Raw genomic sequence first — 13,253 nt, 5'->3', positions numbered from 1 at the left:
AGGTGGGAAGAGGTTAATGATGACAACACAACGTGATGATACTTGCCGGGCTACGAGTCTTCATGAAGCTAATGCTCCTAGAAAGCATCGAAAATCAGCTGCAGCAGTGATCTTTCTTTGTTTCGTGGCGATAGTCTTCGATGGTTATGACCTGGTCGTCTACGGTGCGATCGTTCCAGCACTCCTCGAATATCAGGAATGGGGCTTGACCCCAGTGCAAACCGGAGCATACGGAAGTTATGCGCTGGCGGGGATGTTCTTTGGTGCAATCATTGTCGGTTACCTCACGGACGTCGTAGGACGCCGCCGAGTCATGATCTGGAGCGTGTCCGTATTCTCCGTGCTCATGGTCGCCACGGCGTTAGCACCATCACCGGAGCTGTTCGGACTGTTCCGCTTTCTCGCCGGTCTGGGCCTTGGCGGCGTCATTCCAACTGCGATCGCCATTACCGTGGAATTTTCGAAACCCCACCGGCGCAACTTCAACAACGCTTTGATGTTCTCTGGCTACGCCGTCGGTGGCGTTTTGTCGGCGCTGTGTGCGATCGCCCTGCTCGATGTCATCGGCTTCCGCGGATTGCTGGCGATCGGCGGCCTGCCGTTGGTCACTGTGGTGCCCTTGTTGTTTTTCCTTTTGCCCGAATCTCCGGCGTATCTTCGCGCGCAGGGGCGGACGGCTGAAGCTGCGCGTATTGCGGAGGACTATGGGATCGAAGTTCCCTCGACGGTTCAGAGCGCAAAGCCCGTATCTGAAGCTGAGGCTTCCCAGCCTGCTCATGCGGGTGCAGAGCCGCGCGGGGGGCAGCAGATTCTTAACGTTCTGCGTCACCCTTGGCTGATGGCAACGGTTCTCTTCTGCGTCGCGGGTATTGCCGGACAAACGCTGGTTTATGGACTGAATACATGGATGCCCACGTTGCTGGTGGCGGCCGGATACACTCTCACCTCTTCTTTGAGCTTTCTGCTTGCCGTCAACGTCGGCGCGGTCGTGGGGGCGATTATTTCGTCTCGCCTGGCAGATACCTTCGGTCCACGTCCAGTCACGGTGGTTTCGTTCTTGTCATCCGGCGCAGCGCTTGTGTTGATGGGTACAGGGGCGTTCCCTCTTAGCGTGATGTACGTGCTTGTCGCGATCGTGGGCTTCGGTTCCATCGGTGCGCAGATCCTCGTGAACGGATTCGTGGCGACGTATTACGCGGATGACACTCGCGCAACAGCCCTTGGTGTAACGCTTGGTGTGGGGCGGATCGGTGCGGTGCTAGCGATCTCAGGGGGTGGAGTATTGGTAGCGGCAGAACTGACATCTTTCACCAACTTTGCAGTTTGGAGTATGGCAGCGCTGCTGGGCATCCTCGCAATTCTTCTAGTCCCGCGCCGTGTAAAGAGGTGAGCGCTGGGTAGGTTGTTCACTCCCAGTACGCATGTTGTGTTTCTCCTTGGATCCACGTGACCTGTGATTCCACCTCTAAAGTCGCAGAGAGGCGTCCGGGCGTTTAGTCCGAGTGCGTTTCCTTGTCGTCGTCGAAAAGGATGGTCCCGTCGAAGTCGAAGGCGGCGAGTCTCATGGTGCGAGCCTATCCGGTTCGCGGTGCCAGGGACCGAACTCACACTAGTGGTCCCGGCATCGCTGGCTTACTGTGGTGCCATGACTTCCGGAACGGGCGGCGCGCGACGCCGTCGTCGTCGCCCCAGAGACCGGGCCCTGTACATCGAGACCACGATCCGGGCGCCGATGGAGACGCTGTGGGAGCTCACCCAGGATCTGGTGCAGCATGCCCGGTGGGATGCCCGCTTCAGCGCTATTGTGCCCACCGAGCTGCGGGAGAACGGGGCGCAGGAGTTCCGGTACTCGCTGGCGTTCGGGCCGATCAGGATCACCGGAACCGGGGTGTCGCTGGGGGAGCGGCGCTCCGCGCGTGGCGAGCGCACCTCGGCGTTGGTCTTTGAGCCCGACGATCGACTCTCGCCGCTGGGCGCGGGGCGGGGGTACTGGCGGTACATCCCGACCGACGACGGGGTGCGGTTTCTGACCGGCTACGACTATGTTCCGGCTGGGGTCGGCTCGGACCGATCCTGGACCCGCTGATCACCCGCCGGGTGGTGTGGTGGCTGACGGCGTGGAGCTTCGACCGGCTGAGGCTCTGGGCGGAGGAGGGCATCGAACCGGAGCGCTTCTCGCCCTGGCGGGCGCTGCTGCCTCGGTCTCCCGGATCCGGGCCGGTGCCACGGGCCCGCCGCTGCCGTGATCGTCCACCGGCCGCCGCGCACACGATCATGGCTTCCGCGCCGGAGTCGCTGGAACGGATCAGCCGATGAGCCGCGGCCAGGGGATCTTCCGGCGTGCGCTCGGTGAGGATTTCGCCCGGCTGCACCCGCAGCTGCAGAAACGGTTCGGTGTGGGGGTGGCCAGCGGGTACAGTTGCATCGGCCGCGGCACCATGCACCGGATCCGGCGCGGGCCGTGGTGGACCGTGCCATTTCTGACGCTGGGCAGCTTCCGCAACATCATGTTCCCCGAATCCGGGGAGAACGTGCCCTTCCGCATCGACAATCACGCCTACCTGGACGGTTTCGACCGCGAGACGGTCACTTTCGTGCGCACCATGGACCTGCCCTCGGGGCGCAGCCGGCGTTTCGACGCGACCATGATCTACAGTGCGGCCCGAGGGGGCATTGTTGATTACCTGGGCAGCCACCAGCACCTCGCCGTCGACCTGGACCTGGCGGTGACCGACGATGGCGCCCTGAAGCTGAAGTCCAGCGAGCAGCGGTTCTACGAGGGCCCAGTCGGCTTCCGCTTTCCCCTGGCGTTCAGCGGTGTCGCCGAGCTGACCGAACGCTACGACGACGAGCGCGGGGTGTTCACCATCGACCTGGAGGTGCGCAACCGGTTGCTCGGCTTCCTCTTCGGGTATCGCGGAGAGTTCACCTGCGACTATCCCGAGGCAGCGACGACGCCGAGTGCCGTGAAGCCCCGTCGCGAGGAGCGCCGCGAATGACAACGCGGGATTCGGTCTTCCTCCGGGTGCTCGGTGATCAGGCGCGCGGCCTGCATCCGCAGCTGCGAGACTACGTGGCCGGTCCGCCGCCCGGCTTTCGCACCGGCGAGGGGCGCGGAGTCTTCGAGATCGCCGGCAGCCCGTATCGCCGGCTGGCGGGTCTGCTGCGGCTGGTCGCCGGTGCGGACGCGGTGCTCAGCGCCGATGAGCGAGACGTGCCCTTCACGATCATCAACCGGCCAGTGGCCGACGCGGGCACGATGGCGCTGGAGGCCGTGCGGACGTTCTTCTTCCGGCGCGGTCGCCAGCGCTTCGCTGACGTCCTCGAGGTGGGGCGCATCCCCGGAACCCTGGTCAACACCCCCGGAGGGACGGGGCGAATCGAGGTTCTGTTGACGTGCTCGGTGACGTCGGAGGGGCACCTGCGGCTTCGCTCCACGGCAACCCGGCTGCGGGTCGGCGGCAGAACCCTACGGTTGCCGCGGCTGTTCGGCGTCGACGTCGAATCGATCGACGGGTGGGACGAGACGCATCAGCGACAGACGATCTCCGTTCACGCGCGCAACCCCCTGCTGGGAACCGTGCTGCGCTATCGCGGGTGGTTCACCGCCGCGTATCGAGTGTGAGAAGTGGGTCGCTCAGCGCAATAGGGGCAACCCGGGACCGTGGAACTCCTGGTTTTTGCTGGCCCTGAACAGCCCGATGACGGTGATCACGAAGTGGGCGACACTGACGATCAGCCACAGCGTGATCGGGATGCCGACGGGGAAGAACCCGGTGACGCCCCGGCCCTCGATGAGGATCAGGATCAGCGCGTGGGCGCCGATCAGCAGGATGGTGAGCAACAGGTAGGTGACCGCCCAGTTCGCGGCGTGGCGGCCGTTCGCTGCGGCCAGGGGGCCTTTGTGGCGGGCGGAGCGGCCGGCGATGAGCATGGCGATGCTCGCCACCAGCGCGGAGAGCACCGGGATCGGGATCATCACGAGCAGGCCCAGGCCCCAGGGCAGCGCTCCGGTGGCCGGACGGTACATCATGCCGGGGTGACCCTGGTGCGGGTGCTGGGGATACTGCGGTGCTTGTGGTGGGATGTGCGGCGGAGTCGGATACATCCCGATGCCGCCGGAGGCACCCTGGTGCGGATACGGTGGTGGCGCCTGCGGGGGTTGCTGGCCGTGCTGTCCGTGGTTGCCGGGAGGGTAACTCATGGACGAAGCATAGTTACTGAGCACCGAAGATGTCATGCAACGGCAGGATCTGCTGCTCGTGTAACGCGAATTTTCCGGTGAATCCATACTCGACGGCGATCTCCGCTTGGCGGCGGATATCTGCGGGATCGGTGCCGACCGTGCCGCCGTCGATGGGCCCGGGCACACCAGCGGCCGCCGAGGCGATCGCGATCCGGGTGCGCGGGTAGGCCAGGGCGGAAGGTGAAGCAAGGCGGGTATCACGGCGGAAATCCCCGGTGCCGAACCCGAGCCGGACTACCCCGGATGCCGCCATCTCGTCCACGCACTGCAGGCCCCGGCCGGATTCGATGAGCGCGACCACGGGAATCCCGGGAAACGCCTCGACCGTGTCGCGTGCTTCGGTGGCACTCTCCGTTTTCGCCAGGATGATGCCCTGCAATCCGGGGGCTCCCTGCAGGGCGGCAACGGCGGGCTCCCAGAACGCGGTGGAGCGGGCGTCGATGCGCACCCAGACGGATCCGCCGTCGGACTCATCCTTGTGGGGCGCACTCAGCCAGGTGCGCAGTCGCTGCCGGGCGGCGGGCTTCTCGCTTTCGGGAACGTGATCCTCGAGGTCGACCACCACGACGTCGGCAGCGGTGGCGCGCACCGGGGTAGTGAGGTCGACCTGGGTACGACCGGAGAGCATCAGCCAGCTGCGGGCCGTCTCCACGGAGGCGAAGGAGCGGTCCCCGTGCGAGGTCTCCTCGGGCTGCGGGGGTGAGTATGAGGAATCAGACATGGATCTCCCGGGACAAAATAGGGCATCAGCGATACGCTAAATAGGTAAGTAAGACCTCAGTATAAGGTTCGTTGAAGTCACTCGTTGGAGGATGAATGACCGCGTCCGATCGTCAGCTGCATCTGGCCCTGTTCGCACTGCCCCACGGGCAACTGGCCTCCTCCTGGCGGCTGCCGGAGGTCCCGGCGCACAGCACCAATGATTTTGCCGAGTACCGGGAAGCGGCACGGCTGATTGAGGAAGCGCGGTTCGATGCGTTCTTCATCGCGGACAAACTGACCATTGGCTCCGACGGCTCCTGGCAGTACGGCCCTCCGGTCGATGCCTTCGAGCCGTTCACCCTGGGCGGGGCGCTCGCCGCCGTGACCGACCAGTTGGGTGTGATCGCCACCGCCTCCACCACCTACCAGCACCCGTACTCCATCGCACGCCAGGTGCTCGCGCTCGACCACCTCTCCCAGGGGCGGTCAGGGTGGAATATCGTCACCAGCTATTCGCCCGACACCACCCGCCAGTTCGGGGCGAAAATCCCGCACGATGAGCGTTACGACATCGCCGAGGAAGCGGTCGACGTCGTGCGTCAGTTGTGGCGCAGTTGGGACGAGGACGCGGTGACCTGGGACCGCGAGGCTGGCACCTACACCCGGCCCGGGGCGGTGCGTCCGATCGACCACCACGGTCACTACTTCGCGGTGGCCGGGCCGGGGGAGTACCGACGCTCGGTGCAGGGCGAACCGGTGCGCGTCCAAGCGGGGTCCTCCGGGCGCGGCATGGCGTTTGCCGCGCAGCACGCAGAGATGATCTTCACCGCGCAGACCACCCTGGAGTCCGGGGTCTCCTTCGCCGACGACATTCGGCGGCAGGTGCGTGCGGCCGGGCGGCAGGAGTCCGAGGTGGTGATCATGCCGGGCTTCGCCTTTGTGGTCGGCTCCACCGACGAGGAAGCGCAGCGGGTCCAGGAGCAGTTGCTCGATACGGTGCAGCCCGAGCACATTCTGGGCAGCATCCGAGACGTCACCCAGATCGATCTGCGCGAGTATCCGATCGATGGTCCCGTGCCCACGCTGCCCGACCCGGACACGGTGCAGGGCCACCAGTCCCGGCTGGCGGTGTACAAGCGGATCGCCGAGACCGAGAACCTGAGCCTGCGCGATTTTGCCCGTCGGGTCGCGGCCCAGCGCGGGCACCACCAGGTGGTGGGTTCGGCCGAGCGGATCGCCGACCAGATGCAGGCCTGGTTTGAACATCGCGCCGCCGATGGCTTCAACCTGATGCCGCACACCATCCGCGGGCAGTTGCGCGCCTTCACCGAGCACGTGGTGCCGATCCTGCAGCAGCGCGGGCTGTTCCGGCGCGAGTACACCGGCACCACGCTCAGGGAGCACCTCGGCCTGCCTTACCGCGGCTGAGTCGAGGTCATGCTGCACCTTCTGTACGGGACCGAGACCGGCACCACCGAAGAACTCGCTGAGGAGACCGGACCCCTGGCAGAAGAACGCGGCCTCGACGTCGTCGTGATGGACCTCGATGACCTGACCATGGAGGATTTCGTCGACGTGCGCGATGCGCTGTTTCTGGTGTCCACGGCCGGTGATGGCGATATGCCGTACACCGCCGAGCAGTTCTGGCTGGACATTTCGCGGGCGAAGACGCCGCCACTGCCGCAGCTACGCTACGGGGTGCTGGCCCTGGGGGACACCAGCTACTCCTTCTTCTGCGCGGCCGGGAAGAAGATCGACGCGCAGCTCGAGGCGCTGGGGGCTACCCGGGTGCTGGAGCGCCAAGACTGCGACGTCGACTATGAGACTCAGGCCCGCGCCTGGCTATCGACGGCGCTGGACTATTTCGTGGAGCATCCGCGTACGGACTGACGAGGCACCACGGAGGGGCACTTGCGGTTGACGTGACGTCAACCGGTAGAACTGAACCATGAGACGTTCACTTCCGCAGACATCACCCGAATCGGACCGGTTGTGGTCCACCCACGAGGTGGTCGAGGCCACTGGGCTGATTTCGCGGACCCTGCGCCACTATGACCGGATCGGGCTGCTGGTGCCCAGCCACGTCGGTGCGGGCGGGCTGCGGTACTACGACCAAACAGAACTGTTGAGGCTCCAACGGATTCTGCTGCTGCGCGAGACGGGGATGCCGTTGGCGGAGATCGCCGACGTCGTCAATGAGACAGCAGCTGCGGCAGCTTCCGTGCAGGAAGAACGGCGGACTCAGATCGCGGCGCTGCGTGCGCAGCGGGAGCGGCTTCAGCAAGAACGCGAACGTCTCGAAACGCAGATGACCACGGTCGAGACGACCATCAAAGCACTTCAGAAGGGGATAGCGATGACACCAAAGACCATGTTCGACGGATTCAACCACGAACAGTACGACGCTGAGGTGCGCCAGCGTTGGGGCGACGATGCCGCGGATCGTTCGAACGCGTGGTGGAACGGGCTCGGCGAGGACGGACAGCGGGATTTTCGCCGGCAACTCGAGGAACTCAACACCGGATGGGATGAGGTGGTTGCGGCCGGTGAGAGTCCGGTGAGCGACGTCGCTCAAGGGCAGGCTCGCCGACATGTGGAATGGCTGGGCCGGGCGATGACGCAGCCGCTGACCCGCGAGCGGGTGCAGGGGATCGTGCAGATGTATGTGGACGACGAGCGGTTCGCGCAGAACTACAACCGGGTGTCAGCGTCTGGTCCCCAGCTGGTGCGTGACGCGGTGCATCATTACGCTCAGCTACACCTACCCGAGGCCGATTGACAGGGCCGTTCTCAGCGGACGGACATCGAGCGGATTCTGGCGCCCAGGCACCCTAAACTGAAGGCATGCCTCGCCGGGTGGATGATTTCCGTGGACTCACGCAGCACAGTCGCGTGCGCCTGTTGCATGCCGTACAGCGGAATCCCGGACGTCAGCTCAAGGAGCTCGCCGAGGAGGCCGGGCTGCGGCTGAGCACCACCCGCGACCACCTCACCGTGTTGGAAGAGGAAGGTCTCATCGTGGCCGAGCCCCTGTCCACGGGCAGCCGCGGCCGACCACCTATGGGCTTCTCTCCGGTGCGCGCCGTCGAGGAGAGCGCCCCGGCCCGGCGTCGGGTGATCGAGGCACGCCGTCGCGGTGAGCAGCTACGTCGGCTGAACCCGGAGTTGCATCCCAGTGGGCATTCCGGTCCGGCCCTGGAGGAGAGCGCGCTGCACCAGCTCGATACCCTCTACGAACACCTCGACGATGCCGGACTGGAACCCGAGATGGACGAAGCCGAGCTGACCGTGGGGTTGATTCCCTGTTTATACGAGGACATGATCGACGCCGAGCGGCCGGCGGTGTGCGCGATGCACGCCACGTTAGTGCGGGACCAGTTGGAACAGGCCGGTGGTCCGGTGCGGCTGCGTCGGTTGCGTCCCTTTGTGGGGCCGCGCCGTTGCGAGCTGATTCTCGGGCTGATCAACGAGGCTGAATCTGCGGACCTGGGTTCCGACGGTTTCGACAGCTTCGACGGCTCCGACAGCTCCGAGGGGATCGACAGCGACCGCAGCGACGCCGAGCTGGAGAGCTACGCTCTGGCCGCTCGACGCGCCGCCGTCGCGTCCTCGGGGTAGTCGCCCGGATCAGTCGTCCGGGTTCTGCGCCCAGAGGTCTGGACCGAACACCTCATAGTGGATCCGTTCGGAGGGCACGCCCTGTTGCATCAGCGTGCGCCGGGCGATCTGCATGAACGGCAGCGGCCCGCACATGAACACCTGCGCCTCGGCCGGCAGCTCCACATCGGAGAGATCCATGAACCCGGGGCGGGCCGGGTGCAGGGTCGGGGCCCGCTCCGCGTCCTGTTCGTACCAGTTCTGCGCGCGGGCGTCCGACATGGCCAGCACCTGGCGACGCAGCCCATCGTAGAGCGCGTGTGACGTGTGGGACTTGTCGGCGTGGAACAGCCGCACTGTGCGGTCCGGCTGCCGGCGGGAAAGATCCTCCATGATGGCGGCCACCGGGGTGATGCCGATGCCCGCGGAGACCAGCACCAGGGGAGTGTCGGACTCATCCAACACGACGTCGCCTGCCGGCAACGACACGTCCAACACCGTGCCCGGCGTCGCGTTCTCGTGGAGCCACCCGGAGACCTGGCCATCCGGGGTGCCCTTGACACCGCGCACCCGCTTGATGGTGACCCGCAGCGAATCCCCGCGCGGCCCCGAGGAGATGGTGTACTGCCGGGGCTGCCGCGTGCCATCGGGCAGATCCACCGCAATCGCCACGTACTGTCCCGTGCGATGGGAGGGGATCTCCCCGGCCAGCGGTGCCAGCAACAGGGAGAACACCTCGTCGGATTCCTCGAACCGCTCCACCACCCGGTACTTCGTCCACGGGGACTCCGGATCCACGCCGCCCTGGGCATAGAGCTTCGCCTCCTCGGCAATGAGCGCGGTAGCAAACAACCAGTACACCTCGTCCCAGGCGGCGGCGATCTCCGGGGTCACCGCATCGCCCAACACCTGCGGGATCGCACCCATCAAGTAGTGCCCCACGATCAGGTACCAGCTGGCTTTGATGCCCAGCGAGACGTGCTTGTGGGCGATGCGCTGCATCACCGGGGTGAAATCGGGTGCCTGCGGGTCGACGAGCTGGGTGGCGAAGGCGACCACCGAGGCGGCCAGCGCTTTCGGCTGCTCGCCCACCGCCTGGTTCGCGCGGTTGAACACGTTGAGCAGCTCAGGGTGGGCGGCAAACATGTCCTGGTAGAACTGCGTGGTGATCTGATCGGAATGCTCGGCGACGACGGCGGCCGTGGCGGCCACGGTGGCTGCGGCATCGGGGGAGAGTTTCAGCATGGGACTGCCTTTCACTGTCGGGGGGAGGAACACCCCTTGATCGTCGTCCAGTCCCCGGATGCCGTGCGGCGGTTTTCACCGGTTTTATTCGAAGGTCTGGTGTCCGGTCGACGGAGCGCCTGCCGTTCAACCCTGATTTACCCGCCGTCTGCCTGGCGGAGACCTCGGGGCTACACATGCTCCGTAGGGTTCCATCCGTGCCTGAATCGACCGTTGCCCCCGTGCGCCCTGCCGCCCCGCAGGACACGCTCCCCTCGGGTGATCGGCAGCGGCAGGAACGCGAACACCGCAGCGCACGCCGTCGGCGTAGTCGGAAAAACTGGACGCTGTTCCTGCTCTTCGCCGGACCGAACATCGCGCTGATTCTGCTGTTTATCTACTACCCGCTGATCGCCAATATCCGGTACTCGCTGCTGAACTGGCGGCTGGGGTCCGACACCGCGACCTTCATCGGGTTCGACAACTACGTGCGGTTCTTCACCTCGGATACCGGGGTAGAGGTGTGGCGCATCACCGGGATCTTCACCGTCGCGACCGTCGTTGGCTCCATGGTGCTCGGGCTGGCGCTGGCGCTGGTGCTGAACCAGAAACTGCCCGGCCGCACCGCGGTGCGCACCGCTGTCTTCTCACCCTATGTGCTCTCCGGCGTCGGCGTGGGACTGGTGTGGAGCTTCATTTTCGACCCTAACCTGGGCGTGCTGGGGCATGTATTCCGCTACTTCGGGCGCAACTCCCCGCAGTGGTTCCTCGACGCCGATTTGGCCCTGGTGATGGTGATCGTCGTCTACATCTGGAAGAACATGGGCTACTGCGCGGTGATTTTCCTGGCCGGGTTGCAAGCGATCCCACAGGAGTTGATCGAGGCCTCCAACATTGACCGGGCCGGCCCGATCCGCCGCTTCGTCAAAGTGGTGCTGCCGCTGCTCAGCCCCACCATGTTCTTCATCCTCATCACCTCGATCCTGTCCTCCATGCAGGCATTCGATGTGCTGCGGATCATGACTCCCGACGGCCACGGCACCAACACCATCCTGTTCGAGGTGTACCTGCAGTCGTTCGGCGCTTACCAGCGCGCCGGCTACTCCGCCGCCATCTCCGTCGTCCTGTTCTTGGTGCTGTTCATCATTACCGCGGTGCAGATCCGGTTCGTGGAGAAGAAGGTGCACTACGCATGAAAAACGCCTTGCGCCCCCGCAATCTGTGGTCTGCCCTGGCCGGCGGTTACCTCCCCATGCTGCTGGCCCTGCTCATCGTGGTGCTGCCGCTGCTGTGGATGGTCATCTCGTCGTTCAAACCGGTCAGCGAGATCGTCACCACTGCCCCCACCTTCTGGCCCCAGGACCCGACCGCCGACAACTACGCCGAGGTGGCCCGCCGGGTTCCGTTGGGCACCTTGTTCCTGAACAGCCTGATCACCACCGGGGCCGGCTCGCTCATCAAGGTGCTGCTGGCCATCACCACCGCCTACGCCCTGGTGTTCATCAACGTGCGGTTCAAGAACCTGATTTTCTTGGGCATCCTGGTGGCCCTGATGGTGCCCCCGGAAGTGGCGATGCTGCCGAACTACCTGACCATTTCCGGGCTCGGCGGGCGCAACACCCTGTGGGGCATCGTGCTACCCGGGCTCGGCACCGCGTTCGGCACGTTCCTGCTGCGACAGCAATTCAAAACCGTGCCCTATGCCCTGGTGGAGGCGGCAGAACTCGACGGCGCCGGCCACTGGAAGCGACTCTGGCGGGTGATCGTGCCCGTCTCCGGACCCACCATCGCCACCGTCGCCCTGGTCACCATCGTCAACGAGTGGAACAACTTCCTCTGGCCGCTGATCATCACCGACTCCACCTCCACAATGACCCTGCCGGTGGGCCTGAACCTGCTCAACTCCGTGGAAGGCCAGACCGGCACCTACGGGATTCTGATGGCCGGCGCGGTGCTCGTGATCGAGCCCGTGCTCATCGTCTTCGCCGCCCTGCAACGCTACATCGTCGCCGGCCTCACCCAGGGCGCCGTCAAATAACCGACCTCACCGACCCAACTGTCCCTGACTGCACTGTTCTACACCGATTCATCCCGAACACAGGAGAAGCATGATGAACACTCACCCCGAGAAGAAGACCATCTGGCGGACCCGCCGTGGCCTCGCGCTGGCCGTCACCCTCACCGCTGGACTGGCCCTGACAGCATGCGGCCCCTCCACCTCCAGCTCTGACGACGCGGGCGCCTCCGACGCCGAAGCCGCCGCCGAGTACGAGGACGTCGAACCCGCCGACTCCATCACCTTCTGGTCCAACCACCCGGGTGGCTCCATCGACATCGAGAAGGAACTGATCTCCGCCTTCGAGGAAGAGACTGGCATCACCGTCGAGCACGTCACCGCGGGCGCGAACTACGAGGAGGTCTCCGAGCGTTTCCAGACCGCCCAGGCCTCCGGTGAGGTCGGCGACGTCGTCGTGCTCTCCGACGCCACCTGGTTCACCAACTACCTCAACGACTCGCTGGCGCCGGTGGACCCGCTGTTCGAGGCGATTGACGCCGATACCTCCACCTACCAGGAGGCCCTCTACGGCGACTACCTCTACGAAGAGGCTCACTACGGCGCTCCCTACGCCCGCTCCACCCCGATCTTCTACTACAACAAGGATCATTACGAGGAGGCCGGACTCGACGACGCCGCCCCCGAGACCTGGGAAGACATGATCTCGGCCTCAGAGCAGCTGGCCGACGCCGACACCGGCGCGACGGCTTTCACCTTCCCACCGCAGGCCGAGTACCCGGCCTGGACCATGTCGAACCTGGTGTGGAGCCACGGTGGGGGCTGGTCCGAGGAGTGGGACTTCTCCGCTGTTTCCTCGGATGAGACCGTGGAAGCGCTGCAGATCGCCCAGGACATGGTGAACGACGACCTCGCGATGGTGTCCTCCGGCGACCCCGCCACCGACTTCTCGGCAGGCGCGGCCAGCCAGGTCGTGGCCTCCACCGGGTCGCTCTCCGGCATCCTCGATACTGCTGATTTCGAGGTCGGCGTCGGCTTCCTGCCCCTGGGCCCCTCCGGTGACAACGCCGTGGTGCCTACCGGTGGCGCCGGGCTGAGCGTCGCCGCCAAGTCCTCCCCGGAGAAGCAGCTGGCCGCCGCCATGTTCATCGACTTCGTGACCAATACCGAGAACACCGCCACCTTCTCCGAGGGCACCGGGTACCTGCCGGTCCGCACCGACGTCGACATGTCCGAGGTGTACGCTGAGACCCCGCAGTTCGAAGCGGCCGTGAACCAGCTGGAGAACGCCCGCCCGCAGGACTACGCCCGGGTGTTCCTGCCCGGCGGTGACCTGAACCTGTCGCAGACCCTGCAGCGCATCTTGACCTCCGACGTCGAGGTGGCCGACGAAATGTCGACCCTGGAATCCACCTTGCAGGACCTCTACGACAACGATCTGGAGCCGCAGCTCAGCGAGTGACCCTGACC

The 13,253-nt window shown here is 65.3% G+C and carries 15 protein-coding genes; 12 read left to right on the top strand and 3 right to left on the bottom strand.

Going from position 1 to position 13,253, the window contains the following annotated elements:
* The first annotated feature begins 16 nt into the window (after positions 1–16).
* From O1A05_RS02315 to O1A05_RS02295, 5 genes are all read left to right on the top strand, one after another.
* Positions 17–1,390, top strand: coding sequence for an MFS transporter (locus O1A05_RS02315; RefSeq protein ID WP_270106488.1), 1,374 nt, complete (start codon positions 17–19; stop codon positions 1,388–1,390).
* A gap of 255 nt (positions 1,391–1,645) precedes the next feature.
* The gene (locus tag O1A05_RS02310; protein ID WP_270106487.1) at positions 1,646–2,086 is read left to right on the top strand and encodes a hypothetical protein; all 441 of its coding nucleotides are present in this window, start codon (positions 1,646–1,648) and stop codon (positions 2,084–2,086) included.
* Positions 2,087–2,097: 11 nt separating this feature from the next.
* Entirely contained in the window at positions 2,098–2,316 is a 219-nt protein-coding gene (locus O1A05_RS02305; RefSeq protein WP_270106486.1) for a hypothetical protein, read from the top strand.
* Positions 2,313–2,999, top strand: a complete 687-nt coding sequence (locus tag O1A05_RS02300) for a DUF4166 domain-containing protein (RefSeq protein ID WP_270106485.1) — start codon at positions 2,313–2,315, stop codon at positions 2,997–2,999. The genes O1A05_RS02305 and O1A05_RS02300 overlap by 4 nt, the downstream gene beginning before the upstream one ends.
* Positions 2,996–3,625, top strand: a complete 630-nt coding sequence (locus O1A05_RS02295) for a DUF4166 domain-containing protein (protein WP_270106484.1) — start codon at positions 2,996–2,998, stop codon at positions 3,623–3,625. The genes O1A05_RS02300 and O1A05_RS02295 overlap by 4 nt, the downstream gene beginning before the upstream one ends.
* A 12-nt stretch (positions 3,626–3,637) precedes the next feature.
* Here O1A05_RS02295 and O1A05_RS02290 read toward each other — a convergent pair whose 3' ends face one another.
* Together O1A05_RS02290 and O1A05_RS02285 are read right to left on the bottom strand one after the other, a co-directional pair.
* Entirely contained in the window at positions 3,638–4,204 is a 567-nt protein-coding gene (locus O1A05_RS02290) for a DUF4870 domain-containing protein (protein WP_270106483.1), read from the bottom strand.
* Positions 4,205–4,217: 13 nt separating this feature from the next.
* Entirely contained in the window at positions 4,218–4,967 is a 750-nt protein-coding gene (locus O1A05_RS02285; protein WP_270106482.1) for an HpcH/HpaI aldolase/citrate lyase family protein, read from the bottom strand.
* 95 nt (positions 4,968–5,062) lie between these two features.
* On the opposite strand from O1A05_RS02285, the gene O1A05_RS02280 reads away from it, so the two are divergent.
* From O1A05_RS02280 to O1A05_RS02265, 4 genes are all read left to right on the top strand, one after another.
* Positions 5,063–6,376, top strand: a complete 1,314-nt coding sequence (locus tag O1A05_RS02280) for an LLM class flavin-dependent oxidoreductase (RefSeq protein WP_270106481.1) — start codon at positions 5,063–5,065, stop codon at positions 6,374–6,376.
* A 9-nt stretch (positions 6,377–6,385) separates the two neighbouring features.
* Positions 6,386–6,838, top strand: coding sequence for a flavodoxin domain-containing protein (locus tag O1A05_RS02275; RefSeq protein ID WP_270106480.1), 453 nt, complete (start codon positions 6,386–6,388; stop codon positions 6,836–6,838).
* A gap of 58 nt (positions 6,839–6,896) precedes the next feature.
* Positions 6,897–7,727 (top strand): MerR family transcriptional regulator, encoded by an 831-nt coding sequence (locus O1A05_RS02270; protein ID WP_270106479.1) that lies wholly within the window; start codon positions 6,897–6,899, stop codon positions 7,725–7,727.
* A gap of 65 nt (positions 7,728–7,792) precedes the next feature.
* Positions 7,793–8,566: a winged helix-turn-helix transcriptional regulator gene (locus O1A05_RS02265; RefSeq protein ID WP_270106478.1), complete on the top strand. Its 774-nt coding sequence runs from the start codon at positions 7,793–7,795 to the stop codon at positions 8,564–8,566.
* A 9-nt stretch (positions 8,567–8,575) separates the two neighbouring features.
* Here O1A05_RS02265 and O1A05_RS02260 read toward each other — a convergent pair whose 3' ends face one another.
* Positions 8,576–9,790 carry a globin domain-containing protein gene (locus tag O1A05_RS02260; protein ID WP_333481998.1) on the bottom strand — a complete coding sequence of 405 codons (1,215 nt, stop codon included), beginning with the start codon at positions 9,788–9,790 and terminating at the stop codon, positions 8,576–8,578.
* A 176-nt stretch (positions 9,791–9,966) separates the two neighbouring features.
* Between O1A05_RS02260 and O1A05_RS02255 the strand changes: the two genes are divergently transcribed.
* The 3 genes from O1A05_RS02255 (at position 9,967) to O1A05_RS02245 (ending at position 13,245) form a co-directional block, all read left to right on the top strand.
* On the top strand, positions 9,967–10,965 hold the full coding sequence (locus tag O1A05_RS02255; RefSeq protein WP_442867655.1) for a carbohydrate ABC transporter permease: 999 nt from the start codon (positions 9,967–9,969) through the stop codon (positions 10,963–10,965).
* On the top strand, positions 10,962–11,807 hold the full coding sequence (locus tag O1A05_RS02250) for a carbohydrate ABC transporter permease (RefSeq protein ID WP_270106477.1): 846 nt from the start codon (positions 10,962–10,964) through the stop codon (positions 11,805–11,807). The genes O1A05_RS02255 and O1A05_RS02250 overlap by 4 nt, the downstream gene beginning before the upstream one ends.
* Before the next feature lie 70 nt (positions 11,808–11,877).
* Positions 11,878–13,245, top strand: coding sequence for an ABC transporter substrate-binding protein (locus tag O1A05_RS02245; RefSeq protein ID WP_270106476.1), 1,368 nt, complete (start codon positions 11,878–11,880; stop codon positions 13,243–13,245).
* Positions 13,246–13,253 lie beyond the last annotated feature (8 nt).

This window comes from Citricoccus sp. NR2, assembly GCF_027594385.1.
Classification (GTDB): domain Bacteria; phylum Actinomycetota; class Actinomycetes; order Actinomycetales; family Micrococcaceae; genus CmP2.
This window is presented reverse-complemented; position numbering and strand designations above follow the sequence as displayed.

What these genes read in the sequence shown, in the direction of transcription:
- O1A05_RS02315 (WP_270106488.1), top strand. Translation starts at nt 17, where the DNA reads ATGATGACAACACAACGTGATGATACTTGCCGGGCTACGAGTCTTCAT.
- O1A05_RS02310 (WP_270106487.1), top strand. Translation starts at nt 1,646, where the DNA reads ATGACTTCCGGAACGGGCGGCGCGCGACGCCGTCGTCGTCGCCCCAGA.
- O1A05_RS02300 (WP_270106485.1), top strand. Translation starts at nt 2,313, where the DNA reads ATGAGCCGCGGCCAGGGGATCTTCCGGCGTGCGCTCGGTGAGGATTTC.
- O1A05_RS02295 (WP_270106484.1), top strand. Translation starts at nt 2,996, where the DNA reads ATGACAACGCGGGATTCGGTCTTCCTCCGGGTGCTCGGTGATCAGGCG.
- O1A05_RS02290 (WP_270106483.1), bottom strand. Translation starts at nt 4,204, where the DNA reads ATGAGTTACCCTCCCGGCAACCACGGACAGCACGGCCAGCAACCCCCG.
- O1A05_RS02285 (WP_270106482.1), bottom strand. Translation starts at nt 4,967, where the DNA reads ATGTCTGATTCCTCATACTCACCCCCGCAGCCCGAGGAGACCTCGCAC.
- O1A05_RS02280 (WP_270106481.1), top strand. Translation starts at nt 5,063, where the DNA reads ATGACCGCGTCCGATCGTCAGCTGCATCTGGCCCTGTTCGCACTGCCC.
- O1A05_RS02275 (WP_270106480.1), top strand. Translation starts at nt 6,386, where the DNA reads ATGCTGCACCTTCTGTACGGGACCGAGACCGGCACCACCGAAGAACTC.
- O1A05_RS02270 (WP_270106479.1), top strand. Translation starts at nt 6,897, where the DNA reads ATGAGACGTTCACTTCCGCAGACATCACCCGAATCGGACCGGTTGTGG.
- O1A05_RS02265 (WP_270106478.1), top strand. Translation starts at nt 7,793, where the DNA reads ATGCCTCGCCGGGTGGATGATTTCCGTGGACTCACGCAGCACAGTCGC.
- O1A05_RS02260 (WP_333481998.1), bottom strand. Translation starts at nt 9,790, where the DNA reads ATGCTGAAACTCTCCCCCGATGCCGCAGCCACCGTGGCCGCCACGGCC.
- O1A05_RS02255 (WP_442867655.1), top strand. Translation starts at nt 9,967, where the DNA reads ATGCTCCGTAGGGTTCCATCCGTGCCTGAATCGACCGTTGCCCCCGTG.
- O1A05_RS02250 (WP_270106477.1), top strand. Translation starts at nt 10,962, where the DNA reads ATGAAAAACGCCTTGCGCCCCCGCAATCTGTGGTCTGCCCTGGCCGGC.
- O1A05_RS02245 (WP_270106476.1), top strand. Translation starts at nt 11,878, where the DNA reads ATGATGAACACTCACCCCGAGAAGAAGACCATCTGGCGGACCCGCCGT.